Genomic DNA, 24,984 nt, shown 5'->3' with positions numbered 1-24,984 from the left:
TGTTCGTCGCCGCCATCATTCCCGCACTGCTCGCCGTCGTGATCTATGTGATCGTTATCTCGGTGATCGTGCGCCGCGATCCGGAAGCCGGACCCGCGGCCGAGCGCGTCGGCCGGAAGGAAATCTGGAATTCCTTGCTCGCCTGCCGGCCCGCAATCCTCATATTCGTCATCGTGTCCGGCGGAATCTATGGTGGCGTGTTCACGGTCAACGAGGCCGCTTCGATAGGCGCGCTGGCCACCATCTGCGTGACCGCGCTGCGACGGCGGCTGACCCTGCGCGTGCTACGTCGATCCTTCCTCGAAGCCGCAGCCTCCACCGCCATGATCTATATGGCGATTTTCGGCGCCTCGATCATGTCCTATTTCGTCGGACTGACGCAGGTGGCCGAAACGACGGCGGCGGCGCTGCAGCATCTCAACATTCCGCCAATTCTCGTGATCGTGCTGATCGTGATCGGCTATCTTGTCCTCGGTTCGATCTTCGACGAGACGGCAGCGATGCTCGTGACCCTGCCGTTCGTGCTGCCAGTCGTCATCGGCTATGGTTACGATCCGACCTGGTGGGGCATCATCAATCTCGTGGTGATTAACCTCGGAATGATCATTCCGCCTATCGGCCTCAATGTCTTCGTCCTGCAGGGCCTCGCCAAGGACCTGCCGCTAGGCGTGATCTATCGCGGTGTGGCGCCATTCATCATCGGCGATTTCGTGCGGCTTGCCTTGCTCATCATGTTCCCGGGGCTTTCACTATGGCTTTTGACAGTGCTGAAATGAGCGACACCCCCGAACCGAAATTCATCACGGCGACGGTGCAGGCGGCTCCCGCGTTCCTCGACCTCGCCGCGGGTGTTGCCAAGGCACAGAGGCTGATCGCAGAAGCCGCGGCCGCAGGTGCGCGCTTGATTGCATTTCCCGAACTCTGGCTGCCCGGCTATCCGTGGTGGATCTGGCTTGGGCCGCCGGCCTTCGGGATGCAGTTCATGTCCCGCTATGCCGGGAATGCGCTGCACAGAGACAGCGACGAAATGCGCGCGCTGTGCGAAACGGCAAGGCGGCACCATATCCATGTCGTGCTGGGATATGCGGAGCGCGCCGGCGGCACGCTCTACATCGCGCAGTCGCTGATCGGGGATGATGGAACGGTGCTGGCGCATCGCCGCAAGCTGAAGCCGGCGCGAACCGAACGCACGGTGTTCGGGCAGGGCGACGGCGCCGATCTTGCGGTCGTGGATACGTCCATCGGGCGGTTGGGCGCCCTCAGTTGCGGCGAACATTTCCAGCCGCTTCTTAAGGCAGCGATGTTTGCGCAGTCCGAGCAGATTCACGTCGCGGCCTGGCCGGCTTTCAGCCTGATGCGGGGCCGCGCGTTCCTGAATGGGCCCGAAGCGGCGACCATGGCGAGCCAGATCTACGCCATCGAAGGACAGTGCTTCGTCCTGTGTGCCACCACGGTCAACGACAGCGCCACGCTCGATATTGTCTGCAAGACCGATGAGCAGCGCAAATTGCTGACGGTCGACGGCCTCGACGCCGCTGGCGGACGTTCCAACATCTTCGGGCCGGATGGCGCTCCGCGCGGCACTTATCTGCCGGAGGGGCAGGAAGGTCTGGTTCTGGCGGAAATCGACCTCGCCGCGCTGCACCTGGCGAAGACCGCAAGCGACACCTTTGGACATTGGTCGCGGCCTGATGTGGTTCGGCTGATGTTCAACCGGCAGCCCGCGCCGCCGGTCGTAACCGTCAAGGATGCAGACGCATGAAGCGCCACCTGAAGCTCGCTGCCGTGCAGGCTGCGCCGGTGTTTCTCGACCGTGCGGCGACGATCGACAAGGCGATCGCGCTCATGGCGCAGGCCGCGGAGGGTGGCGCCGAACTGATCGGCTTTCCGGAAACCTGGATTCCCGGCTATCCATGGTGGATCTGGCTGGGGCCGCCGCATTGGGGCCTGCAATTTGCGGCGCGCTATCGCCGCAACGCGGTGCGACGGGATGGCCCGGAGATGCAGCACTTGTGCGCCGCCGCGCGCCGCTACGGATTGGTCGCAGTATTCGGCTATGCGGAACTCGCCGGCGGCAGCCTCTATATGGGCCAGACCATCGTCGATAGCGACGGCACCATCAAACTGCACCGGCGCAAGCTCAAGCCGTCGCGCGCGGAGCGCATGGCGTTCGGTGAGGGGGACGGTTCCGGATTGACTGTGGTGGACACCAGCGCCGGCCGGGTGGGCGCATTGAATTGCTGGGAGCACCTGCAGCCGCTGTCGAAGTTTGCACTGGCGTCTCAGCACGAGGAAATTCACGTGGCGTCCTGGCCGGCTCTGTCGATGGGACGGGGCAGGGCGTATGCGGCCGGTCCGGAAATGAGTGCAGCGATCAGCCAGGTCTACGGCATCGAGAATGGCTGCTTCGTCGTGGCGGCCACGACCGTGATGGACGAGGAGACCCTCGCGATCGTGGCGGATACCGACGAGAGTCGCGCAATGATAGCGGTTCCGGGCCTTACCGCTTCCGGGGGGGCGGCGATGATCTATGGCCCGGACGGACGGCCGCTCGCCGCACCGATCCCGGAAAGCCAAGAAGGCGTCATCCTTGCCGAGGCGGATCGTGAGATGCTGGTTGCGGCGAAGCTTGGCACCGATCCTGCCGGCCATTCAGGCAGGCCGGACGTATGCCGCCTCCTGATTGACCGTCGTACGATGTCATCCGTGGTGGATATGGCTGCTCCCATCGATGATGATGCGGCGGCGCAGTTCGCGTCCGACAGGCCTTAGTTCAGGTCACCGCGGCACATGTTTGCCGGCGCGCAAACGACGCGATCCGACAGATCGCGGCCCTGGTACGGGCAGCAGCCCCTTGATCGGGTCGATCGCGATCAACTCGGCTACCAGTTTGTCCATCAGCCCAATAAGGATGTCACCTTCTGCGGTGTTGCTGCGATCTTGCGGACAGGCGAGGGCTCGCAGGATTGTGCAATCCGGGACCGGATCGAACGCAAAGGACTTGCCTCCGAAATCCTCCGCGATCGCGGAATAGGGCATGATGGAATAGGCTCCTCCGCTTGCAATCAGGCGCTTGGCGCTGACCGAGGACGGCATTTCAAGGTCGACGTGAAACGATAGGCCAAGCCGTTGCATGGCTTGTTCGATGATTGCGCGGATCGCGGGGCTTTGCGACGGCACAACAAAGGGTAGCCTTTTCATTCGCGCGCGCGCCGGCATGTTCGGGGGGGTGACGAGGAACAGGCGTTCAGCCCAGAGCGGCCGGTAATGCAGCCGCTTGTGTGGAGGCGGATCCGTCACGACCGCCATCTCCAATTCTCCGGCCGCGACCTGTTCGGTAAGCGATTGCGTCGTACCTTCGACAATCTGCAGGACGATGTCGGGTGCCGCACGATGAAAGCGTACGACGAGCTGGTTCAGCAGCAGCAGGGTTGGGCCCGGCACCATTCCGACATGCAACTGATGCGACGGGGCCGCACCGGGTTCCGTGACGAACTCGCGCAAGAGACGGAAGTCATCGGTCAACGATGCCGCCCGACCCAGGAGCCTGCGTCCGGCCGCTGTGAGTTCTACGCCCTTTGGCGACCGGTGAAAAAGGTCGACACCCAGATCATATTCGATCTGGCGCATTCTCCTGCTCAGCGCGGATTGCGCGATATGCAAATTGCCCGCGGCCTTGTTGATGCTGCGCAGGGTCGCGACCTGGACGAAGTAGCGCAATTGCTGGTGGTCGATGGCCATGTGACAAGGTTATATCGAATGGACATAACGGCGCAATAATGTCGCCGGGTACGCTTGGGTCGGGTTGGAAAGCAGCATGTCCCAAGCTTCAGCGCGCCGCGCCGAACCGCCTCTTCTCGTAACGCAAGGACTGGCAGAGCAAGCCTTCGCGCTGCGCCTGTCGGACGTGCCGGACCGCGTCAAGCAGATCGCCAGGCTTGCACTGCTCGACTGGTATGCGGTGACGTGGGCTGGCGCGAACGAGGCGGCGGTTCTGATCGTCCGCGCCGAGATCGAAGCGCAGGGCGGTCATCCCGAGGCGCGCCTGATCGGTACCAACAGGCGGACCTCGACGCTCGGCGCAGCAGTGGTGAACGGCACCGCCGGACACGTTCTCGATTATGACGACGTTCAGAACATCCTTCCGGGCCATGCAACAGCGCCGGTGGCGCCGGCGACGCTTGCGCTCGCCGAAAGCATGTCGAAGAGCGGTGAGGCACTGCTGCTGGCCTTCATTGTCGGTTTCGAGACGACCTGTCGGATCGGAGCACTGACGTCGCCCCGGCTGTTCCGGCGCGGCTATCAGGGCACCACGCCCGCCGGCGCGATCGGAGCGGCAGTGGCATGCGCGAAGCTTCTCGATCTGAATGCGGGTGATACGGCAGGAGCGATTGGTCTCGCCGCAACACAGGCCAGCGGCCTCCAGGCGGTGTTCGGCAGCATGGCCAAGTGTTTCAACGTGGGCAAGGCCGCCCAAAGCGGGCTGTTCGCGGCTCAGCTCGTGGCGCGCGGCTTCGTATGCACTCAGGATGTTCTCGAGGCCGAGCGGGGCTTCGCCGCCGTATTCGCAGACGGGGGCGACCCGGCGGCAGCGCTCGCCACACCGCCCGACGGCTGGCATCTCTGCCGCAACCTGTTCAAGAATTATGCGTCCTGTTTCATGACCCATTCTCCGCTTGAAGCCCTGATCCAGTTGCGGGACGAAACTCCATTCGGACCTGACGATGTCGAGCGGCTCGTGCTGCGTGTCGAGCAGCAATTCCACAAGGTCGTGCTGACGCCGCCTCCGTCTACCGGTCTGGAAATCAAGTTCAACGTCCAGCATTGTCTCGCGCTGGCGCTCGCCGGTTACGATACGGGAGCGATCACGACCTTCAGCGACGCGCTTGCGGTGCGGCCGGACTTGCGGGCGCTGGCCTCGAAATGTGAGGTCGAGATCGTTCCCGAGATGCATTTCACCGCTGCCGAACTCGAAATCCGGCTCAAGGATGGCCGCCGGCTTGTGAAGCGGGTCGATACCGGCGAGCCCGAACCCGATATCGCATTGTTGACGCGGCGCACGGCTGCCAAGACGCGCGCGCTGCTCACCGGTCTGTCGGATACCGATAAGGACGCAACGATCGGCCGCTTCATGCGGATCGAGACGTTAAGCGACGCCACTGCTCTGCATGCCCAGGCGATCTGATGCGGCTCGAGACGTCAGTTCATGCACTTAAGTTAGTCCGTTCCAGGTCAGCGGAAGGGATGCTGCCTGATACCATCAGACAGGATGTGCGGCTCCTCCGGACGTGCCTTTTTGGACGCGTTTCGTCCCGGCATGTGCTTACGCGGTTGTCGCAAATTGCGCTGCGGATGGCGGCCGTTATCGCTATCGGCCTGTTGGCTCAGAGCGTCACTGTCAGCAATATCGAACGGATCATAGTCCAATGTTGGGGCATACGGCGATGACACACTATACCGGCATCGCAACCCAGGAGCCCGATGCCTTCATGGCGTCATTGAATGATCTGCGTTTCGCGAAACTTCGCAAGCAGATCGCCTATTGCCATGCCAATTCGGAATATTACAGGGTCAAGCTCGCCGATGCCGGCGTGAACGATCCGGCCGACATCCGCAATCTTGACGACTTCAGGAGGCTCCCGGCGCTGATCACCAAGGCCGAGCATCGCGCCATCCAGGACGAGTCGCTGGAGCGTTTCGGCCATCCATTCGGCACGCATCTGTGCGCGCCGGTCGAGAAGGTCGTGCATATCGCGGGCACGTCGGGAACCACCGGACATCCGACGTTCTACACCTGGACCAGGAAGGACCTCGACATCAATCACAAGGTCTTCGCACGAATGTGGGCGCTGATCGGCATCAAGCCGGGAGACTCGGTGTTCCAGGCGAACGGGCTTTCGCTCTGGCTCGCCGGGATCACGGTGATCATGGCCCTTGAAGAATACGGTGCACGTCCGATCCCGGTGGGTGCGGAGGCTGGCGTTGCACGCATCTTGCGGTACATCCAGCTGACGCGGCCGGCTGCACTGATGTGCACGCCGTCTCTCGCAGGCCACCTGATCGAGCGCGCGCCCGAGGAGATCGGCTGCGATGTCGGCGCGCTCGGCATCAAGAAGGTCATCATCGGCGGGGAGCCGGGCGGTGGCATCCCGGCGGTGCGCGAACGCCTGATGAATGCCTATGGCGCGACGGTCCACGACATTGCCGGCGGCGCCTGGCACAACGGGCTGATTTCCGGGCTGTCGCGCGACTATCATGGCATGCACATGATGGGTGAGGATTACTGCTTCCGATACGACCTGCGCGATCCCGAAACCCGGGAGCCCTTGCCGCTGGTCGACGGCGCGGTTGGCGAGGCAATCCATACCGGCCTTGAATACGAAGCTGGCCCGGCGCTTCGCTACGCAACCGGCGACGTTGTCCGTATCCATGTCGGGCATTGCCCGGGCGACGGGATTTTCGGCACGCGCATGCAGATCATCGGCCGGGTCGACGACCTCCTGATGGTGAAGGGCGTGAAGGTCTACCCAGCCTCCATCAAGGAGGTGCTCGAGAGTTTCCAGCCGGAGGTCTCTGGCGAAATGCGGATCGATCTCGATCGGGCGCCGCCCAAGGTCGAGCCGCCATTGCGTCTGACGGTGGAAGCCGGCTCCGATCTGCGCGAGGCCGACCGCCCCGCGCTGGCGACACGAATCGCCGAACGCATGCATCAGTTGCTGGCGGTGCGACCCGAAATCTCGATCGTCGCATTCGGGTCGCTGCCGCGGTCGTCGCTCAAGACCAAGCTGATCCATGTGCGCGAGGAGACCGCCGCATGACGAGACCTTCCAAGCTCACGGATCTTGACGGGCTTGTCGCTCACATCGTTGATGGTTGTCTGCTTGCCATTCCGTCCGACTCGTCGGGGGTGTCGATGGCGGCGACCCGTGCGCTGATACGGCGCGGCGTGCGCAACCTGCACCTCGTCGTGGTGCCGACCGGTGGTTTGCCAGCCGATCTTCTGATCGGCGCCGGCTGCGTCGCGACGCTGGAGGGGGCGGCGGTAAGCCTCGGCGAACAGGGGCTCGCGCCGCGGTTCAGGGAGGCGGTCGAGCGGGGTGCCATCGACATGCGCGACGCGACATGCCCTGCGGTGCATGCCGGCCTTATTGCGGCGGAGAAAGGCGTACCGTTCCTGCCGGTTCGCGGCATCCTCGGCAGTGATGTGCTGTGCCATCGGCCGGATTGGCGGGTCGTCGATAATCCTTTTGCCGAATCCGGCGATCCGCTGGTGCTTGTGCCGGCGATCCGGCCGGATGTGGCGTTGTTTCACGCCCCGATGGCGGACACGAGCGGCAATATCTGGATCGGAATACGACGCGAATTGATGACAATGGCTCATGCCGCGCGCATCACGCTCGCGACCGTGGAGACGATCGTGGACTGCGATCTCCTGAGCGACGAGAAGATGGCGCCCGGGACCATCGCGCATGTCTATGTCACCGGCTGTGCCAAGGCCGAACGCGGGGCGTCGCCGCTGGGGCTTGCGGGCTATTATTCCGCCGACAGCGCGCATCTGGCGGATTATGCGGAGCAGGCACGGACAGCGGACGGATTTGGTCGCTATCTGGCCGATCATGGGATGCGACGGGCAGCCGCATGACCGCTGGTCCGACCAGAGCGGAATTCCTTGCGCATGCCCTGGCCGCGCTGCTCGCCGGAGCGCGCACGGTCGCGATCGGGGCGAATTCGCCGATCCCGGCAGCGGCCGCCTTGTTCGCGCAGACGCGCGAGCCTGGCATGGTGGTGTCAGTTCATGGCAGTCCGCGGCATAACATTTTCACCAATGGCGGCGCCGAACAATTTGACTTTGCTGCGTCCGGTCGGCTCGATTGCTTTGTGCTCGGCGGCGTCCAGATCGACGGCAAGGCCAACATCAATCTAGTGTCGACCGGCGATTATCGGCAACCCAATATGCGCTTTCCAGGATCGTTCGGCTCGCCGTTGGTGTATTTCGTAGTGCCGCGGGTGATCCTGTTTCGCGAGGAGCACAGTCTGCGCAGCCTGGTGAGCCAAGTCGATTTCATCAGCGCGCCAGGCATTGGCCCGGAAGGGGTGTATCGTCCCGGTGGGCCGACGTACCTTCTGACAAGTAAGGCTCTGTTCCGGTTCGACCGCGCGAAAGAACGTTTCGCCCTGGACAGCGTTCATCCGGGCTGCACGGTTGAGGATATCGTCTCGACCACCGGGTTCGATTTCGATCTTGCGTCTGGTACGCCGGTGACAGCGAACCCCTCTTCCTTGGACCTTGCGATGCTACGTGGAAAGGTACGCTCAGAATTGGCGGACATTTATCCTGCCTTTACCCGTCATGCCTTTGCTGCGTGAAGCTCGACGAGGTTGCACCGGCAGGGACTTGATACCGTTCGAACTGATTGCTGCGGAGCTCGACGCCTGCACATCGCTCGGGATGTCAGTCAGTTCCGATCCAGGGAAACGGATATATGCAGAAAGCGATCGAGCGAAGGATCAATCTCGCCGAGCCGTTGGATGAAGTTATTTCAAAGCTCGGTGCGACGCCGAGGCGCCCGGTCCATCTGATGCGGGAGAAGGTAGGCATCGGTGCGATGGACCTTAATGCTCGACGGACGAGCGCAGATTGAACGCGTCGGGGTCCAGGCATACGCCCGTTTCATGGACATAAGCGTCCCAGTCTAGAAGCAGCCGCTTGAGTAGCTCCGGATGTTCCACCGCAAAGTCGCGTGTTTCACCAGGGTCGACGGATAGATTGTATAGCTGCCAATCGCCGGTTCCGAACGGTTGTGGAATAAGGACAGCTTTCCAATCCCCACGCCGAACCGCGCGCCTTCCGTGCAGTTCCCAACCAAGGGGGCTGTCTTCGCCGTGCACGATGTCCGTCTTGCGGTTGAGATAGTTCACGAGCGAGCGGCCGCGCATCGCTGCAACTTTTCGTCCGCGCCATGATACGCCCGGATGCTCTAACCCGGCGAGCTCTAGGATCGTCGGCGCGATGTCCATGACCGTAGCGACTGCATCGCCGATCTCTGCCTGTCGGTCGGCGTGGGGAAACTTGACGAATGCGACGGTTCGAATGCCGCCCTGCGAGGTAAAGCCCTTATACAGGCGCGATGGTGCGGTGGCGGCCTGTGCCCAGCGAGGCCCGTACCAAACATAGGAATTGGCGCGTCCGATATTCTCCAGACTGTTGTCGTAATGCTCGCTGATAAATTCGGTCAGGTTCGCTCCGAAGCGTGGCGAAGCTTCCAACAATTGTCCTTCTGCCCCGTTATCCGACAGGAACAGGATGAATGTATTCTCGAGTTCACCTGTCGTTTCAAGGTAGTCAACCACCCGCCCAATATTGAAATCCATCCGCTCGACCATCGCGGCATAGACTTCCATGCAACGGGCGGAAACCGCGCGCTCCTGCGGAGTGAGGGTATTCCACGGCCGTCCGCCCACGATGGGATGAGCATCGATTTCCGGCGCAAGGAAGCCAAGCGCCTTCATCTGCTCCATTCGGCGGATACGAAGTTGCTCAGGACCGTCATCGTACTTGCCGCGGTACCTGGCGACGATGTCGGCCGGCGCCTGCAATGGCCAATGCGGAGCGGAGAAGGGCAGATAGGCAAAGAAGGGACGTGACGTATCCCGTGCGCGAAGGTAGTCGAGCATGATCGTTGTGAATGTGTCGGACGAATAGAAATCAGGCGGCAGTGTCTCGACGTATTTTCTGTCTTCGATATAGAGTGACGGTGTCAAAGCCAGGATATTTGGCTTGTCGTGCGCCTCGGGCTCAAAGCCATAGTGATTGGCGGCTCCGGGCAAAAGGGCGAACGATCGCATGAATCCTCTTGCTGACGGGCACTGAGTTTCCGTCAGGCCGAGATGCCATTTCCCGGAAATGATCGTTTCATATCCGCCGTCGCGAAGCAGCTCCGGCAAGGTAACGACAGCATCGTTGAGATGGCCTTCGTAGCCAGGCCGCATCCTGAGAGCAGGATTGGTGTGGGTCCACTCCGCCATCGCTCCGAGGCCGGCAATATGATTGTCCGTTCCAGTCAGCAGCATGGAACGTGTGGGCGAACACGTGGGCGCCGTATGGAACGCGGAGAGCCTCAATCCCCCATATGCGAGTGTATCCAGGTGCGGTGTCAGTATCTCGCCGCCGAATGCCCCAAGGTCGGAAAAGCCCAAATCATCCGCCACAATGACCAGAAAGTTCGGCCGCTTGGATTTGGCTTGCATAGCCACCGCCATTTCATGTCCTTTGTCGCTGTCCAACGTTTGGGCGCGATCGAAGCCGGCCTCGCTACTGCGCTTTCATTCCGATGGAGTTGATGACCTTACCCCACCGAGTACGTTCTCGCTTCAGGTAATCGATTGCATCGCTTTCGGTGCTCGGTATCGCAGTTGTGCCCAGAGCGGCATATTTTTTCCGGACATCCGGAAGTGCCAGGACTTCCGCGGCTTTTTCCCGAATGAAGTCCCTGATCTCTGGTTTGACCCCGGCGGGCACAAACAGGATGTTCGAGAATGACGCGTCGAAATTCTTGATCCCGGCCTCGGCTGCCGTCGGCACATCCGGCAAAGCCGGGTCTCTGATATTCGAAGACACGGCTAAAGGCCTTAAGACTCCTGAGGCAACGAATGGGAGGATGCTGCCGGCGGCGATAAATCCTGCATCGACGTCTCCGGCGACGATGCCTTGAACGGCGGGTCCGGCACCTCGATAAGGAACATGAGTGCCCTTCAAATCGCTGACCGATTTAAGGTACTCGAATGCGAGGTGCGCTGGAGAGCCGATGCCGGCGGACGAAAAGGTCAAAGGTTTCTTTTGGCTTAGAGCGACGAGATCCGGCCACGACTTGGCCGGGATAGTCTTGGCATTGACAGCGAGAACGAGCGCGACCGTCCCGGCCGGAGTAATCGGAACGAAGTCAGCGGCGGAGTCAAATCCCTGATTGGCATACATGAACGGATTGATCGTGAAAACGGAGTCAAACGTAAACAGCCATGTCAGTCCGTCCGGTGCTGCGGCGGCAGCATATGCGCTTCCAATATTGCCGGCCGCTCCCGGCTTGTTCTCGATCACGATCGTTCGACTGATGCGTGGCGCGAGTTCGCTCGCAATGATCCGGGCAGTCGTATCAACAAGCCCGCCGGCGGCCAATGGCACGATGATGCGAATCGTTCCTTCGGGAAGGGGATTGGCCGGCTGCGCTTGAAGCGGCGCTCCGGGCATCGTGAAGTGAAGCAGTGTGAGTGCAAGAAGAGTGCGGATCCGAGGCAACATCTGGGTATCCCTCCGCTGCGCATGCGCCATTGATGACAGCCATGCCATTGATAAAGCCCTTTGGGCGATCGGTACCGATCTCGTCAGCAACCAGAAAGTTCTGCGCTCCGCCAACCTGGCGGACGCCGCATCAGACGTTCTGCTTGCACCACCAGGCGCAATCGAGCCTGTTTTCGCGATAATTGCCGGGCGTGACGTAAACCGGCTCCTTGACGCCCCGCCTCGCCGCATCGAGCCGCATGTGCTTCGCCTTTTCTCGTCCCTCCGGCGTCAGCCAAGCGCGCTCGTGCCCCCACAGGCTCGGTCCGTCCGTCATTTCATAGGGTTGCCAGCTTTCGACATCAATCAGCTTTCCGCCCCAGCCATACTCGACAAGAAATTGCGACGGCGTGACCGTATAGAACGATGTCATGAAGTCGTTCGAGTGCCGGCCCAACGTCGTCGCGATCCTGTCCGGATCGCCCAGCGCGATATCGTAACCTTGCCCAACGTCGTCGAGTTGATACAACTCTATCATGAGATGATGCACACCGTTTTCTGTGTTCTCGATCAATGCGAGGCTGTGGTGCCGCGGATTGATGTGATAAAACTGCGCCCTGAACGGCGTGGTGACATAATCGCTCAGTTTGAAGCCGAGGACGTTGGTGTAGTAGGCGTGCGCGGCTTCGATGTCCTTCACATAGAGTACGATGTGCCCAAGCCCCAACGGGCCCGTTACAAAACCGGAAATCGCCCGAGACGGCGCAAAGTCACCGTGTGCGACGACCGGTCCGTGGAAGACCTCAATCTGGTTGCCGGCCGGGTCCTTGAAAGAGATGCCGGCGTTGACGCCCCTGAGACGGCAGAGCGATTCTGGCATTTCGACATATGCAACACTGGCAGCGTCGAGTGCGTCGCAGGTCGCGGATAGCGACGACTCGTCACAGGCGTCCCAGCCAAAAATGTTGTGTTCGCCCGCTCGACCGGTTTCGATGATGATTCGCTGCTTTAGGTCGTCCATCCGAAACGAGATCATGTCGCGACTGCGATCGGCGACCTGAAGGCCGAGCAGGCTCGTCCCATAATCGCTCCACGCTTTCAAATCCGGCGCGCGAAAGCAGACATAGCCGAGCGACGCGATCGCCATTACCGCGATTCTCCGATTGGTCCGGCACTGCATATCCGGCCGATATTTGTAAGACGGTCGAGCCGAATAGCGGAGCAGCACAAGTTTGTCGTTCGCAGAGTGAACAGGTGCCCCGCACCGCTTTTGAATTGCTGGCGGCTGGGAAAGAGTGACCCCACGATCAAGGTTTCTGATCTTTGGGCAAATCCCGCGATGAACGAGCTGCTGCTGGTTGGAAGCCTGCCGGTCGACACTGCGCAAGAAGCGTTTCGCAAGGTTGGGGCGAGGATCGGCGGCTTTCTGCCATACATGCCCGACGGTGAGTTCGGCGAACGGTCGTACTGGATCGAGGGCCTGGCATACCGTGTCTTGCACGTACACCCGGCGATTGAAACGTTGCGGCGCCCCCGGCCGACGATCGAGCATGGCGAGCAATGGCGCCCCGATGGGTTTGACGACGAGTGGCAATTCCGACTGAAGTCCGGTGTGTCGGTCTTGCACTTCGGTGATCGCGGCTGGCGATTGGGCTATGCGCGTGATGCGGCAAACTCCTATTTCGTCTTCTCCCAGATGCGGAAGGAAGGCGTATTGCCGCGTCACCTGAAGTTTCAGGTGGCCTTGCCGATGCCCTATAGCGCGGTGACATCGTTCTTTCCGGATGCTGCCGAACATCCGGTTGTCGTTCGCGCCATCACGGATGCGATTGCTGAGGAAATTGCGTGCATCGTCGACCAGATTCCGCCGGAAGATCTCGCAATCCAGCTCGATCTCGCCGTCGAGAACCGTTACATCGAAAAGACACTCGAACAGAGCGGGCTCGACGCAGCGAGACGCGAGGTCGATCGTCTCGTCTCGCCGGCTGCGACCCTATGCAAGAGGATACCGGCTGCCACCGCTCTCGGGTTTCATTCCTGCTACGGCACGATCATCGGCTGGCCGACAAGGAAGCCCCGGAGCCTGGCTGGCTCGGTCCTGCTAGCGAACGCATTTGCCCGATACGCCGGGCGTGCGGTCGACTTCGTTCATGTGCCGACCGTCGAGCGCGCGGACGAAGATTATTTCCGTCCTCTTGAACAACTCGAGACGGGGGACGCGCGCCTCTATCTCGGTCTGATCCATCATTTGCACGGCGCGGACGGAATCAGGCGGCAGATCCATGTGGCGCGGAAATTCCGCGCTGACTTCGGGATTGCTGCACCATGCGGATTTGGTCGTGTGCGAGAGAAGCCGGGCGGCCTCGTCCCAGGAGACGTTCGTGCTCACAACTATCTGGAAGCGATCATCGGGGACCACGAAGCCGCGGTGGCCATTTTGAAAGAAGGCCCACCGCGCCGGGACGCCGGGGGACGCCCGATTGGTGCGTCGGCGGGCGTCGTCCGGTGAAGCGATGCAGCAGGTGAATTGCCGGGCCCGGGTGGGACCGGAGACATGAGAACAGAAACTGACAGGGGAGTATCTCGATATGAAACGGCTGATATGGACAGCGGCATTTGCATTGCTCATGGCGACAAAGGCCACGACCGTGCAAGCGGAGGTGAAGGTCGGAGTTATCCTGAGCAGCAGCGGGTCGGCGGCTTCGCTCGGCGTCCCCGCGAGAAATGTGTTCTCAATTCTGCCGGATACGCTGGGCGGGGAGAAAGTCACCTACATCATTCTCGATGACGCAAGCGATCCGACCAACGCGGCCAAACATGCGCAGGCCCTGATCGACCAGGGCGTCGATTTGATCATCGGATCGCAGATCGTTCCCGCGACCGCGGCGATCGCGCAGGTGGCTTCGGCGGCAGGTGTGGCACAGATTGCACCAAGCCCGATTCCGCCGCCGCTGTTCAATAATCCCTGGGTCTTTACCGTTCCCCAGTCGATGCCGCTGGCCATGCGGCCGGTGGTCGATCACATGAAGAAGACCGGCCTCAAGACGGTCGCCTTTATCGGGTTTGCGGATCCGCTTGGGGACCTCATTCTCAATTCCTATTCGAAATACGCGGACTCGCTCGGCATCCAGACGTCGGCGGCGGAGCGCTACAACCGCACGGATACGAGCGTCTCGGCGCAGGTTCTCAAAATCACGGCGGCCAGGCCGGAAGCGGTGGTCATTGGCGGCACGGGTTCACCCGGCGCATTGCCGCAAATCGCGCTGGCGGCACGCCGTTACCAGGGCCAAGTGTACTCGAATCACGGCATCATCAATGCGGATTTTCTTCGTGTGGGCGGCGCTGCGGTCGAAAACACCATTGCGCCGACCGGCCCGGTGATGGTCGCCGAGCAACTCCCGGACTCGGCTCCGACGAAGGCGGCCGCGCTGACATTTCTGAAAGCCTATGAGGGAAAATTCGGCGCGGACAGCCGTAATGCGTTTGCAGCCTATTACTACGACTCTTATTTGATCGCGGACAGCGCCGTGAAGCGGGCCAAGAGCACCGCCAAGCCGGGGACGCCGGAGTTTCGCAAGGCGCTGCGGGATGCGATCGCCAGCACGCAGAACCTCAGCGGTGTGCATGCGGTCTACACGATGAAGCCCGGCAACGTGAATGTTGACGATCGTTCGATCGTCCTGGTTCGCGTCAAGCAGGGCAAATGGGAATTGCTGAAATAGCCCAGCATTGTCAAGAAATGAACGGCCCGGCGGCTCGGGCGCGGCATCGCGCCGGAGCCGGTGGGTCAATTGCGGGCCTCTGCGGTGGACAGCCAGATCATCATCTATCTGCTCCAGTATGGCGTGACCAATGGCGCCATCTATGCGCTGCTTGCGCTTGCGCTGGTCCTGGTGTTTTCGGTCACGCGCGTGCTGTTCCTTCCGCAGGGGCAATTCGTTGCGTTCGGCGCCCTCACCATGGCGGCCTTTCAGTCGGGCCGCATTCCGGGAACGATCTGGTTCGTGATCATTGCGGGGTGCGTGGTCTTCGTACTCGACATGATCAGGCTTGCGCCATCGCGTGAATACCGGCCTCTGCTGCGATCCGGCTTGTGGAACATCGGCTATCCGCTTGCGGTATCCACGCTGGTTTTGCTGCCACTCAAGGATGCCTCTCAGGTTCTGCAGATCGCAGCGACGCTGCTGATTGTCGCGCCGCTTGGGCCGATGATCTATCGCATCGCCTATGAGCCGGTCATCGACACCAGCATCCTGAATCTGCTGATGATCTCGGTCGCGATCGATGTCGCCATGACCGGATTTTCGCTGCTGGTATTCGGTCCCGAGGCGTTTCGAACGGCCATGTTCTCGAACGAAGTCCTGAAAGTAGGGATCATCGAGATCGACTATCAGGTTCTCTGGGTCGTCGGCGGGTCGGTTGTCGTTCTCGGAATGCTGTTTGTGTTCTTTCAATTCACAATTTTCGGAAAGGCACTCCTGGCAACCGCAATGAATCGGCGAGGCGCAAGATTGATGGGGATTCCGACCGCGCTCGCGGGCAAGAGCGCGTTCCTTGTGGCCGGCATCCTCGGCGCGATTTCCGGAATCCTGATCTGTCCGATTGTTCCGATCATCTATGACACCGGGTTCATTATCGGATTGAAGGGCTTCGTCGGTGCGGTTGTGGGCGGCCTTGCCAGCTTCCCCCTGGCGGTTCTCGGCGCTGTCGCACTCGGGATTGTCGAATCGTTCGCCTCGTTCTGGTCGAGCGATCACAAGGACGTCGTCGTCTTCGCGGTGATAATCCCTGCACTGCTGTTGCTGTCGTCGCGCGTCCGCGGTGCCGGGAGCGACGAATGACGCAGCGCGCCACGATTGCGGCAGCCATTGCGGTCGCCTTGATTGCGCCTCTGCTGATGCCCGCATCCTATGTGGTGATGGCAGGCTATATCGGGATGTATGCCATCGTAGCTCTTGGTCTCGTCCTGTTGACCGGCGTCTGCGGTCTGATGTCGTTCGGGCAGGCCGCCTTTGTCGGGCTTGGGGCCTACACGTCGGCTGTGCTCGCAACGCGGACCGATATCCCGGTCGTTCTCGCGTATATCGGCAGCAACGCGTGGCTCTCCTTGGCTTTTGCATTACTTCTGACGGCATTCGCCGCGATTTTGATTGGCCTCATTACCTTGAGGTTGTCGGGACATTTTCTTGCGCTGAGTACGCTCGCCTGGGGGCTTTCAATCTACTATCTCTTCGGGACGCTCGATCTTTTTGGGCGCTATGCCGGCATCGGCAACATTCCCAGCATCTCGGTTCTGGGCTTCGAATTTGAAACTCCGCTCAGCAAATTCTATCTGATTGCGGGTTTCTATCTTCTCGCGGCGCTGGCAGTGAGAAATCTCCTCGACTCGCGGCAGGGTCGGGCCATCAGCACGCTGAAAGGCGGGACACTGATGGCGGAGGCAATGGGCATCAATGTCCGGTGGCTGCGGCTATGCGTATTTGTCATTGCGGCCCTGCTGGCTGCGCTCGCAGGTTGGCTCTATGCCTATAGTCAACAATTCGTGGCGCCAAGTCCGTTCAGTCTGCACGCAAGCATCAACTATGTGTTCATGTCCGTCATTGGTGGAATCGGGCACGTCTGGGGGACACTGGTTGGAGCGGCCACGTTCACCTTGCTGGAAAGCTGGTTTCAGAAGGACATCAGCCGATCGCTCGGATTGTCCGGCAATCTCGACCAGATCGTGTTCGGGCTGGCGATCTTCATTATTGTGCTGAAGCGGCCCCAGGGGCTTTGGCCACTTCTGATGATGATTTTCGACCGAACCGTACCGAGCTGGCAAAGGGCCAAGGCAATCGAACCGGAACCCCTGTCCGGTCGCACGCTGCCGCGGAAGGATTCCGTCCTTCTCAAGGTGAGCCAAGTTTCGAAACATTTTGGCGGGCTCATTGCCAACGATCGGATCGATCTGGAAGTTTGGGCGGGGCAGATCGTGGCCTTGATCGGCCCGAACGGTGCCGGCAAGTCGACCTTGTTCAACTGCATTGCCGGCACATATCCCGCGACGGCCGGCGAGATCACATTCTTCGATCATCGTATCGATGGACTGGCGTCCCGCGAGATCGCGCGGCTCGGTCTGAGCCGGACGTTTCAACATGTCCGCATCCTTCCGGAGATGTCGGTGCTCGAGAACGTCGCCATCGGCGCGCATATGCGGGGAAGGGCCGGATTTCTTCGTTGTGCCCTGCGTCTCGATCGCGACGAAGAATGCAAGATTCTGGGCGAGGCGGCTTATCAGCTGCGGCGGGTCGGGCTTGAAGACAGTGCGTTTATGCAGGCCGGAGCTCTCGCGCTGGGCTCTCAACGTATCCTTGAAATCGCGCGCGCACTTTCGACAGATCCGGTTCTTTTGCTGCTCGACGAGCCGGCCGCGGGCCTTCGCTTCAACGAGAAGCAGCGGCTGGCCGAATTTCTCAGGCAGCTCAAGGAGGAGGGGCTGAGCATTCTGCTGGTTGAGCACGACATGGAATTCCTGATGAGCCTCGCAGACCATGTCATCGTGCTGGAGTCCGGCAAGAAGATTTCCGAGGGCACACCGCAAGTCGTGCAAAGGGATCCCGCCGTCATCGATGCCTATCTTGGTGGAGTCGACTGATGGCCGATGCCACCGAAATCCTGCGCTGCGACGATATTGCCGTGAGTTACGGCAAGGTGCGCGCCGTCCATGGTGTCAGTCTGTCACTGCAGAAGGGACAGATCGCGACTCTGATCGGACCGAACGGCGCCGGCAAGTCGTCCATTCTCTCGGCGCTGATGGGTCTTCTGCCCTATAGCGGTGACATCGCCTTTTCCGGCAATGCCGTTCCGCGGCGGTCGAATGTGGAGACGCGCGTTTCGATGGGCCTGGGGTTGGTGCCTGAAACTCGCGAGTTGTTTGGCGAAATGACGGTCAGGGACAACCTGATCCTTGGCGCCTTCTCACGTTACATTCGCGGGGAAAAGGATATGGCTGAGCCCCTGAAGCGAGTCTTCGGTCTTTTTCCGCGACTCCAGGAACGGCAGGGCCAGGTTGCGAATACGCTGTCCGGCGGCGAGCGCCAGATGTTGGCACTTGGTCGGGCGCTGATGAGTCGCCCGGTCGTCCTGATGCTCGACGAACCGTCGTTGGGACTGGCGCCGCTTGTCTGCCGAAGCATATTCAGTGCCATCCGTCAGCTTTGTGACGACGGCATCTCGATTCTGCTCGTTGAGCAGAATGCGCGGGCCGCGCTGAAAATCGCCGACTACGCCTATGTTCTTGAAGGTGGGGAGGTGCGGATGGAAGGAACCGCCGTTGAACTGGCGCGAAGTTCGCGCGTCATCGAGAGCTATCTCGGGCTTGGCGCGACATCCTGAAGGCCACAACCTCGACCAGGAGAGATTTCATGATCTTCGAAATGCGAACCTATACCGCGCACCCGGGACGTTTGAACGGCTGGTTGAAGGTCTATGAAGAGCGACGCTTGCCGATCCTGGAGCGCCATTTGGGCCGGCTGGTAGCAGCTTTTACGCCGGAGACGGGCACGATCAACCAGTTCGTTCAAATCTGGGGCTATGAGAGCCACGCCGATCGAGCCGCGCGGCGAGCGACCTTGTGGAAAGATGCCGACTGGCTCGACCCCGCCGCAAATACATCGGAAGCATTGCAGTGTCAGGAATCGGTAATTCTGGTTCCGACGCGATTCTCACCACTTGGCTGATCGAGCCTGGCTAGGACGACGACGTCTCCCAGTCGGAGTTGCTGCGAGGGGGGAGCGAAGCGCTGTTGATCTTTGCGAAGACGGCCTCGATCTCCGATGCGCATCTTCGCAGTTCATGAATCAGGTTGCTTTCGACCTCGTTGACGTTGAAGGCCGACTGAAACATGACGATATTGATTGCGCCGGCGACCTGTTCTCCAACCCTGATCGGAACGGCAATAGCGCATATTCCTTTGGTTGCCTCGCCGATCGACAACGCATAGCCCTTTTTTCGATAGTCGTTGACGATGCGTTGAACGATACGAGGCGACCGTGAGTCGCCGGCATCCGTTCCCTTGGCCTTGCGTATCGTCTCCAGAGCTTCGACCAACTGCTCCCGCGGCATGTTGGCGATCATCGCCTTGCCGAGCGCAGACCTGAAGATCGGCCGCGTTTTGCCGACGACTGAACGAAAGAAGGTCATGCTCGTCTGTGGGTGTGTGGAGTCCATGATGATCAGCTGGCCCATCGACAATACGCCAAAGTCACTGGGCCATTTTACGATCTTGGTGAGTCGTGACAGCGCCTCGGAGGTCCGGACGGAGCGAAAGTCCGCGTCCTGGATTCCCTTGCTGAGCCGCAGCCAGCGTTCGGACAGAAAGTATTTTTCGTCTTGCTCCCGCCGGATAAGATAGCCAGCGTCGACCATCGTGCGCAGAAGCCTGTAGATCGTTGCCCTGTCGATCCCGGTCACCTGAGCAAGCGTCGATGGGCCCGACCATCCGATTTCGCCCAGCGCGTCGAACAGCGCCAAGGCCCGCTTGATCGAGCGGACTTCCTTGTATGGATGCGTCTTTCCGGCCACCGAGGTCTCGCGTCGACTGACAATATTGCCGCGACTTTAGCGGGCATTCACCTGGTGAACAATACATTCGTGCGATATTGGCCGGCCGATCTGCCTCCTGTCTATTGGGCCGAATTCAACCGAGCGGGCGCCTCTTGTTGCTGCCGCAACGAAGCTCTGCACGACGCCCCCATGGTTAGAAGTTGCGACCAGTCTATGACAGCCAAGAAATGTAGAGTCGCAGATGCGCTAGCGGCCGCGGTCAAGCGCCACGGCGTGGAGGTGGTATTCGGTCAAAGCATTCCCTCAGCGTTCATCCTTGCGCTTCCGGCCGTCGGAATCCGCCAGATCGGCTATCGCACCGAAAACGCCGGCGGCATCATGGCAGACGGCTATGCTCGGGTGTCACACAAGGTTGGCGTCGTGTGCGCGCAGAACGGTCCGGCTGCGACCCTGCTCGTCCCGCCGCTGGCTGAGGCGATGAAGGCATCGATCCCGATCGTCGCCATCGTCCAGGACGTTCCGCGGAGCATGGTCGACCGCAACGCGTTTCAGGAATTCGACCACATCGCGCTGTTCCAATCCTGCACGAAGTGGGTCCGCCGGATCGACCGTGCCGATCGCCTGGATGACTTCGTCGATATGGCCTTTGTCGCTGCCACGAGCGGCCGTCCGGGACCAGTCGCGCTGATCGTGCCGATGGACCTGTTGCGGGAGGAGGCCATGCCGCACCAGTCCCGGCTTGCCAGTTTGGGAACCTTCCCGCTCGACCGCACGGTTGCCGATCCCGACCGGGTCTTGCAGGCAGCGGGGCTGATCGCGGCGGCGAAGTCGCCCCTGATTATCGCCGGCGGCGGCGTACATATTTCGGATGCCGCGGCCGACCTCGTGGCGCTTGCGGAAATGGCGGCGATTCCGGTTGCGACGACGAATATGGGGAAGGGGGCGATCGCCGAGGATCACCCTCTTGCGCTGGGTGTGTTCTGCAACAACCTGATGCGGGGAGTCCGGGCCGGCGAGCTGCGCGATTATCTTGCGACAGCTGACGTCATCCTGCTGGCTGGAACGCGGACCAATCAAAACGGAACGGATAGCTGGAAGACCTATCCACGGCAGGCGACCTACGTTCACATCGACATCGATCCAAACGAAGTCGGCCGCAATTACGAAGCTTTGCGTCTGGTCGGAGATGCGAAGCTCACGATCAAGGCTCTTGCGGCAGCGCTTGCGTCGTCCGGCCCGACGGCCGATTGCTCGCAAGTCGCGGAGCGGACCAGGCTCGCCGCAAGAGCAGTCGAAAGGTATCTCGACGAGGTCGGGACTGGCTCGAACGGGCGCGTTCGGCCTGAATACACCATGCGGATGCTTGACGCCGAACTTCGGTCAGACGACATAGTTGTCGCCGATGCCAGTTATTCTTCGAACTGGATCACAAGCTATCTGTCATCGCAGCGGCATGGCCAGCGCTTTCTCACGCCAAGAGGTCTCGCCGGCCTCGGCTGGGGGATGCCGCTGGCCATCGGCGCGAAAATCGCGAAGCCCGGGTCGCGGGTCGTTTGCGTTGTCGGCGACGGTGGGTTCGGCCATTGCTGGCAGGAGCTTGAGACTGCGAGACGGCTCGAACTGCCGCTCACGATCATTCTGCTCAACAATGCGATTCTCGGATTCCAGTATCACGCCGAGAACGTTCACTATGCAATGCACAGCGATGCGGTCGATTTTTCCGAGGTCGACCATGCGGCGATTGCGCGCGCATGCGGTTGCAAGGGCGTCCGGATTGCCGAGCCGCATCAGTTTCGGCCCGCCCTTCAGGATGCCCTGGCATTCGACGGCCCGACGCTGATCGAGGTCATGACGGATCCGGAGGCGTTCCCGCCGATCAGTCTGTTTGACGGCGTGGACAGAAGCCGGATCGTCTCGCAGCAGATGGTGCGCGGATGAGTCGTTCGGCGTGGATCACCGGTGGCTCAAGGGGCATTGGTTTTGCGACGGCAGAGCTCCTCGTATCCCAGGGTTGGAAAGTCGCCATCACCGGGCGCGACGAGCAGGCAGTTCTAGACGCGCAGACGCGGCTTGGCGCGAATGCAATGGCCGTGGTCGCCGACGTCACCGATCGGAAATCTATGGCGAATGCTACGCGGCGCATCCTGAATTGGGGTGGTCAAATTCACGCATTGGTGGCCAACGCTGGCGCCAATACACCGAGGCGGAGATGGGGCGAAGTCACTCCCGATGAGTTTGAGCGCGTCGTGGCCGCCAATCTGACAGGCGCCTTTGTCAGCATCGATAGCGTGCTGGGTTCGATGCGCGCGAACGGAGGGGGGCGCATCGTCGTCATCTCGTCGTTTGCGGGCTGGTATGTGACGCCGCAGCCCGGGCCGGCCTACACGGCGAGCAAGGCGGCCGTGCGGGGCATGGTCGAGAGCCTGAACATGGCGGAGATGGGCAATGCGATTCTGGCAACCGTCGTTTGTCCGGGCGAAGTCGCGACGCCGATCATGCAGAAGCGTGTACCGCCGCCATCGCCGGCGTCGCTGGCGCGCATGTTGCAGCCGCAGGATGTTGCCTCGGCCATTGCCTTCGTTCTCGAGCAACCAGCCAGAGTCAACATCAACGAGCTCGTCATCACCCCGTCCTGGAACAATGCCTATAATCGCGTGCCGGGCCCTTCGCCCGATCCCGAATAGGCCGGCCGCAGCTCACCGTCAGCAATGCCCACATGCGGAATGGACCTGCTTCCGTCCGAGCGATCATTTTCGCTGTTCACCAGGAAAACGGCCGGGAGAAATTCTTTTCCGGCAGGAAGATCGCCTAGTAGCTTTTGGCAGAACGCGATGCTGTCGATCTTTACGAATGCAAGCACGTTAGCATGTTGAACGCTGTTCTCTTTCTTGTGAGTGTGGTTCTGCGTGTTTCGCCGATGCTCGACCGGTCGTTCCGCGAATGGATTGTTCGCGGTGGAAAATACAGCATCGACATCAGGGTCGCCGAGACGGGAATCGGTCGCACCTTCTTCATCGAGAATGGCACAATCCGCTCCAGCCGCAAGAGACCCGAGCACGTCGACGTCGAGTTCGAGTTCGCATCGACACGCGATGCGCTATCTGCGGTTCGCCCGCCGATCAACTGGCTGGCGCGAATCGATGCCGGAAAGAATTTCAAGTTTGTTGCGCGCGGCAGCGATGAGCACATATTTCACTTCATGCAGGTCATCTCCGCGTTGACGCGGCTTCGCTGGAAGGCGGGTACGCTCCAGCCGGACGGAACGGTTCGTTACACCGGTCAGACGAACGGCGGTCCGTTATACGTCTACGTGAAGGACGGACGCATCGTGCGGACGACGCCGATCGACTTCGACGAATCCGACCCCGGCCCGTGGACCATTAATGCGCGCGGTCGGATGTTTACGCCGCCGCGCAAGGCGACGGTGGCGCCGCATGCGCTGCACTGGCGCTCTCTTGTGTATTCCAAGGACCGCAATCTCTATCCGATGAAGCGAGTCGATTTCGATCCGAAAGGGGCGCGAAATCCTCAGAACCGTGGAATATCTGGATATGCGCGCATATCCTGGGATGAGGCGCTCGACATCGTTGCCGGCGAGATAGAGCGAATCAAGTGCGTGCATGGCGCGAGCGCCATTACCTTCAATCATCCGTCGCATCACAGTTGGGGCAATCTCGGCTATTGGATCAGCAGTCTCAATCGCTTTGCCAACGCGATCGGGCACACGAAGATCAACCACAATCCGGACAGTTGGGAGGGTTGGTACTGGGGCGCAATGCATCACTGGGGCAATTCGATGCGTCTGGGCGTCGGCGAACCCTATGGCACCGTCGAAGATCTGCTCAAGGAAGCCGAAATGCTGGTCCTGTGGTCCAGCGATCCCGAGGCGACGAACGGCCTGTATGGCGGCGCCGAAGGCACAGTTCGCCGCATGTGGCTGAAGGAGCTGGGAATACCGGTCGTCTGCATCGACCCCTATTTCAATCATAGCGCCGCGTTCCTCGGCGCGACGTGGATCGCTCCGCGCCCCGGCACCGACGCCGCGCTCGCTCTGGCAATCGCCCAGGTCTGGATTTCCGAAGGGCTTTACGACCGGACATTTGTCGCGGAGCGGACATTTGGCTTTGACGCCTGGCGCACATACGTGATGGGCGAGAGCGACGGTGTCGCAAAGACGCCGGAATGGCAGGAAATCCAGACCGGGGTGCCGGCTCCGATCGTTCGCACGCTCGCCCGGGAATGGGGCGCGAAGCGGACCTATCTCGGCGCAGGCGGGGTCGGCAATGCCTTTGGCGGCGCCTGCCGGGGACCGACCGGCCACAGCTGGGCGCGGGCAATGGTGTGCCTGGTCGCCATGCAGGGCCTCGGCCGGCCCGGCGTGAACCTCGGAAATCTGCAATGGAGCACGCCGGTCGATCACACCTTCTGGTTTCCGGGATATGCGGAAGGCGGCATCTCCGGCGATCTCGCCAATACCGGCGCCGCGGTGAATGTCTATCAGCGGATGCCGCATCTGCTCTCGATGAATTCAGTCGCGGCGCCTGGAATTCCTCGGCTGCATCTTCCGGAGGCGATCAGCGGTGAAGCGGTCTCCGGCCAAGTCCGCGATCCCCGCTCGATCGAAGCGCAGTTCAATGCGCCGCGTTATCCGGGCAAAGGGCATTCGCCGATCCACATGATCTACAAATACGGCAGCAGCAACTTCAGTACGATGCCCGACAGCAATCGCTATGCCGCGATGTATCGGTCTGAGAATCTTGAATTTGTGGTCAACCAGAGTATCTGGAACGAACAGGACTGCAAGTTCGCCGATATCATTCTTCCCGCCTGCACGAATTTCGAGCGTTGGGACATCAGCGAATGGGCCAACGCAAATGGTTTCATCCCGCATAACCAGACGCAGCTGAATCACCGCGTAATTGTGCTGCAGCACAAGTGCATCGAGCCGCTCGGTGAATCAAAGTCCGACTACAACATCTTCCTGGCGATTTCGAAACGTCTCGGCCTTGGCATGTATTTCTCGGAGGGGATGAGCGAGCTGGATTGGGTCAAGCGGATTTTTGATGGCTCCGATCTCGCGAAGTCAGTCTCGTTCAGAAAGCTGCTTCGGAAAGGCTACTTCGTCGTCCCCAATCCCCCGGTGCGCGCCCGTACGCCTGTAGCGT

Annotated in this window: 21 protein-coding genes; 16 read left to right on the top strand and 5 right to left on the bottom strand. The window is 60.9% G+C overall.

Annotated features, from left to right (window positions below):
• The 3 genes from AB7F49_RS28370 to AB7F49_RS28360 all read left to right on the top strand — a co-directional run.
• Positions 1–776, top strand: a 776-nt coding sequence (locus tag AB7F49_RS28370; RefSeq protein WP_428528679.1) for a TRAP transporter large permease subunit, incomplete at its 5' end; no start/stop codon positions are given.
• Positions 773–1,762: a carbon-nitrogen hydrolase family protein gene (locus AB7F49_RS28365; protein ID WP_428528677.1), complete on the top strand. Its 990-nt coding sequence runs from the start codon at positions 773–775 to the stop codon at positions 1,760–1,762. The genes AB7F49_RS28370 and AB7F49_RS28365, both read left to right, overlap by 4 nt.
• Positions 1,759–2,772, top strand: a complete 1,014-nt coding sequence (locus AB7F49_RS28360) for a carbon-nitrogen hydrolase family protein (protein WP_428528675.1) — start codon at positions 1,759–1,761, stop codon at positions 2,770–2,772. The genes AB7F49_RS28365 and AB7F49_RS28360 overlap by 4 nt, the downstream gene beginning before the upstream one ends.
• 6 nt (positions 2,773–2,778) lie before the next feature.
• On the opposite strand, the gene AB7F49_RS28355 is transcribed toward AB7F49_RS28360, so the two are convergent.
• On the bottom strand, positions 2,779–3,741 hold the full coding sequence (locus AB7F49_RS28355) for a LysR family transcriptional regulator (protein WP_428528673.1): 963 nt from the start codon (positions 3,739–3,741) through the stop codon (positions 2,779–2,781).
• Between the two features lie 76 nt (positions 3,742–3,817).
• On the opposite strand from AB7F49_RS28355, the gene AB7F49_RS28350 reads away from it, so the two are divergent.
• The 4 genes from AB7F49_RS28350 (at position 3,818) to AB7F49_RS28335 (ending at position 8,367) form a co-directional block, all read left to right on the top strand.
• A complete protein-coding gene (locus AB7F49_RS28350) occupies positions 3,818–5,185 on the top strand; it encodes an MmgE/PrpD family protein (protein WP_428528671.1) in 1,368 nt (455 codons plus the stop codon).
• Between the two features lie 259 nt (positions 5,186–5,444).
• Positions 5,445–6,818 (top strand): phenylacetate--CoA ligase family protein, encoded by a 1,374-nt coding sequence (locus AB7F49_RS28345; protein WP_428528669.1) that lies wholly within the window; start codon positions 5,445–5,447, stop codon positions 6,816–6,818.
• The gene (locus tag AB7F49_RS28340) at positions 6,815–7,642 is read left to right on the top strand and encodes a CoA transferase subunit A (protein ID WP_428528667.1); all 828 of its coding nucleotides are present in this window, start codon (positions 6,815–6,817) and stop codon (positions 7,640–7,642) included. Before AB7F49_RS28345 ends, AB7F49_RS28340 begins: the two co-directional genes overlap by 4 nt.
• On the top strand, positions 7,639–8,367 hold the full coding sequence (locus tag AB7F49_RS28335; RefSeq protein WP_428528665.1) for a CoA-transferase: 729 nt from the start codon (positions 7,639–7,641) through the stop codon (positions 8,365–8,367). Before AB7F49_RS28340 ends, AB7F49_RS28335 begins: the two co-directional genes overlap by 4 nt.
• 246 nt (positions 8,368–8,613) lie before the next feature.
• Here AB7F49_RS28335 and AB7F49_RS28330 read toward each other — a convergent pair whose 3' ends face one another.
• The 3 genes from AB7F49_RS28330 to AB7F49_RS28320 form a co-directional block, all read right to left on the bottom strand.
• On the bottom strand, positions 8,614–10,260 hold the full coding sequence (locus AB7F49_RS28330; RefSeq protein WP_428528663.1) for an arylsulfatase: 1,647 nt from the start codon (positions 10,258–10,260) through the stop codon (positions 8,614–8,616).
• A gap of 52 nt (positions 10,261–10,312) precedes the next feature.
• Positions 10,313–11,296: a Bug family tripartite tricarboxylate transporter substrate binding protein gene (locus AB7F49_RS28325; protein ID WP_428528661.1), complete on the bottom strand. Its 984-nt coding sequence runs from the start codon at positions 11,294–11,296 to the stop codon at positions 10,313–10,315.
• A gap of 130 nt (positions 11,297–11,426) precedes the next feature.
• Positions 11,427–12,827: a VOC family protein gene (locus AB7F49_RS28320; protein WP_428528681.1), complete on the bottom strand. Its 1,401-nt coding sequence runs from the start codon at positions 12,825–12,827 to the stop codon at positions 11,427–11,429.
• A gap of 60 nt (positions 12,828–12,887) precedes the next feature.
• On the opposite strand from AB7F49_RS28320, the gene AB7F49_RS28315 reads away from it, so the two are divergent.
• The 6 genes from AB7F49_RS28315 to AB7F49_RS28290 all read left to right on the top strand — a co-directional run bounded on the left by AB7F49_RS28315 (position 12,888) and on the right by AB7F49_RS28290 (position 18,993).
• Complete coding sequence (locus AB7F49_RS28315; protein WP_428528659.1) at positions 12,888–13,784, top strand: hypothetical protein; 897 nt, start codon at positions 12,888–12,890, stop codon at positions 13,782–13,784.
• Between the two features lie 79 nt (positions 13,785–13,863).
• Complete coding sequence (locus AB7F49_RS28310) at positions 13,864–14,997, top strand: ABC transporter substrate-binding protein (RefSeq protein ID WP_428528657.1); 1,134 nt, start codon at positions 13,864–13,866, stop codon at positions 14,995–14,997.
• A 69-nt stretch (positions 14,998–15,066) separates the two neighbouring features.
• Positions 15,067–16,116, top strand: coding sequence for a branched-chain amino acid ABC transporter permease (locus AB7F49_RS28305; protein ID WP_428528656.1), 1,050 nt, complete (start codon positions 15,067–15,069; stop codon positions 16,114–16,116).
• Positions 16,113–17,909, top strand: a complete 1,797-nt coding sequence (locus AB7F49_RS28300) for an ABC transporter permease subunit (RefSeq protein WP_428528654.1) — start codon at positions 16,113–16,115, stop codon at positions 17,907–17,909. The genes AB7F49_RS28305 and AB7F49_RS28300 overlap by 4 nt, the downstream gene beginning before the upstream one ends.
• The gene (locus AB7F49_RS28295) at positions 17,909–18,649 is read left to right on the top strand and encodes an ABC transporter ATP-binding protein (protein ID WP_428528652.1); all 741 of its coding nucleotides are present in this window, start codon (positions 17,909–17,911) and stop codon (positions 18,647–18,649) included. The genes AB7F49_RS28300 and AB7F49_RS28295 overlap by 1 nt, the downstream gene beginning before the upstream one ends.
• A gap of 29 nt (positions 18,650–18,678) precedes the next feature.
• Positions 18,679–18,993 (top strand): NIPSNAP family protein, encoded by a 315-nt coding sequence (locus tag AB7F49_RS28290; protein ID WP_428528650.1) that lies wholly within the window; start codon positions 18,679–18,681, stop codon positions 18,991–18,993.
• 10 nt (positions 18,994–19,003) lie between these two features.
• Here the strand turns inward: AB7F49_RS28290 and AB7F49_RS28285 are convergent, their stop codons facing one another.
• Positions 19,004–19,837 (bottom strand): IclR family transcriptional regulator domain-containing protein, encoded by an 834-nt coding sequence (locus AB7F49_RS28285; protein WP_428528648.1) that lies wholly within the window; start codon positions 19,835–19,837, stop codon positions 19,004–19,006.
• A 195-nt stretch (positions 19,838–20,032) separates the two neighbouring features.
• Between AB7F49_RS28285 and AB7F49_RS28280 the strand changes: the two genes are divergently transcribed.
• The 3 genes from AB7F49_RS28280 to AB7F49_RS28270 form a co-directional block, all read left to right on the top strand.
• The gene (locus AB7F49_RS28280; protein WP_428528647.1) at positions 20,033–21,757 is read left to right on the top strand and encodes an acetolactate synthase catalytic subunit; all 1,725 of its coding nucleotides are present in this window, start codon (positions 20,033–20,035) and stop codon (positions 21,755–21,757) included.
• Positions 21,754–22,503, top strand: a complete 750-nt coding sequence (locus AB7F49_RS28275) for an SDR family oxidoreductase (RefSeq protein ID WP_428528645.1) — start codon at positions 21,754–21,756, stop codon at positions 22,501–22,503. Before AB7F49_RS28280 ends, AB7F49_RS28275 begins: the two co-directional genes overlap by 4 nt.
• 182 nt (positions 22,504–22,685) lie before the next feature.
• A partial coding sequence (locus tag AB7F49_RS28270) for a molybdopterin-dependent oxidoreductase (protein WP_428528643.1) occupies positions 22,686–24,984 on the top strand: 2,299 nt, incomplete at its 3' end.

The organism is Pseudorhodoplanes sp., assembly GCF_050250235.1.
GTDB lineage: Bacteria > Pseudomonadota > Alphaproteobacteria > Rhizobiales > Xanthobacteraceae > Pseudorhodoplanes.
The sequence above is the reverse complement of the archived record's forward strand: the minus strand, read 5'-3'. Positions and strand labels throughout refer to the sequence as shown.

What these genes read in the sequence shown, in the direction of transcription:
- AB7F49_RS28360 (WP_428528675.1), top strand. Translation starts at nt 1,759, where the DNA reads ATGAAGCGCCACCTGAAGCTCGCTGCCGTGCAGGCTGCGCCGGTGTTT.
- AB7F49_RS28330 (WP_428528663.1), bottom strand. Translation starts at nt 10,260, where the DNA reads ATGGCGGTGGCTATGCAAGCCAAATCCAAGCGGCCGAACTTTCTGGTC.
- AB7F49_RS28295 (WP_428528652.1), top strand. Translation starts at nt 17,909, where the DNA reads ATGGCCGATGCCACCGAAATCCTGCGCTGCGACGATATTGCCGTGAGT.
- AB7F49_RS28350 (WP_428528671.1), top strand. Translation starts at nt 3,818, where the DNA reads ATGTCCCAAGCTTCAGCGCGCCGCGCCGAACCGCCTCTTCTCGTAACG.
- AB7F49_RS28335 (WP_428528665.1), top strand. Translation starts at nt 7,639, where the DNA reads ATGACCGCTGGTCCGACCAGAGCGGAATTCCTTGCGCATGCCCTGGCC.
- AB7F49_RS28280 (WP_428528647.1), top strand. Translation starts at nt 20,033, where the DNA reads ATGACAGCCAAGAAATGTAGAGTCGCAGATGCGCTAGCGGCCGCGGTC.
- AB7F49_RS28345 (WP_428528669.1), top strand. Translation starts at nt 5,445, where the DNA reads ATGACACACTATACCGGCATCGCAACCCAGGAGCCCGATGCCTTCATG.
- AB7F49_RS28340 (WP_428528667.1), top strand. Translation starts at nt 6,815, where the DNA reads ATGACGAGACCTTCCAAGCTCACGGATCTTGACGGGCTTGTCGCTCAC.
- AB7F49_RS28300 (WP_428528654.1), top strand. Translation starts at nt 16,113, where the DNA reads ATGACGCAGCGCGCCACGATTGCGGCAGCCATTGCGGTCGCCTTGATT.
- AB7F49_RS28365 (WP_428528677.1), top strand. Translation starts at nt 773, where the DNA reads ATGAGCGACACCCCCGAACCGAAATTCATCACGGCGACGGTGCAGGCG.
- AB7F49_RS28290 (WP_428528650.1), top strand. Translation starts at nt 18,679, where the DNA reads ATGATCTTCGAAATGCGAACCTATACCGCGCACCCGGGACGTTTGAAC.
- AB7F49_RS28310 (WP_428528657.1), top strand. Translation starts at nt 13,864, where the DNA reads ATGAAACGGCTGATATGGACAGCGGCATTTGCATTGCTCATGGCGACA.
- AB7F49_RS28325 (WP_428528661.1), bottom strand. Translation starts at nt 11,296, where the DNA reads ATGTTGCCTCGGATCCGCACTCTTCTTGCACTCACACTGCTTCACTTC.
- AB7F49_RS28320 (WP_428528681.1), bottom strand. Translation starts at nt 12,827, where the DNA reads ATGCTCGATCGTCGGCCGGGGGCGCCGCAACGTTTCAATCGCCGGGTG.
- AB7F49_RS28355 (WP_428528673.1), bottom strand. Translation starts at nt 3,741, where the DNA reads ATGGCCATCGACCACCAGCAATTGCGCTACTTCGTCCAGGTCGCGACC.
- AB7F49_RS28275 (WP_428528645.1), top strand. Translation starts at nt 21,754, where the DNA reads ATGAGTCGTTCGGCGTGGATCACCGGTGGCTCAAGGGGCATTGGTTTT.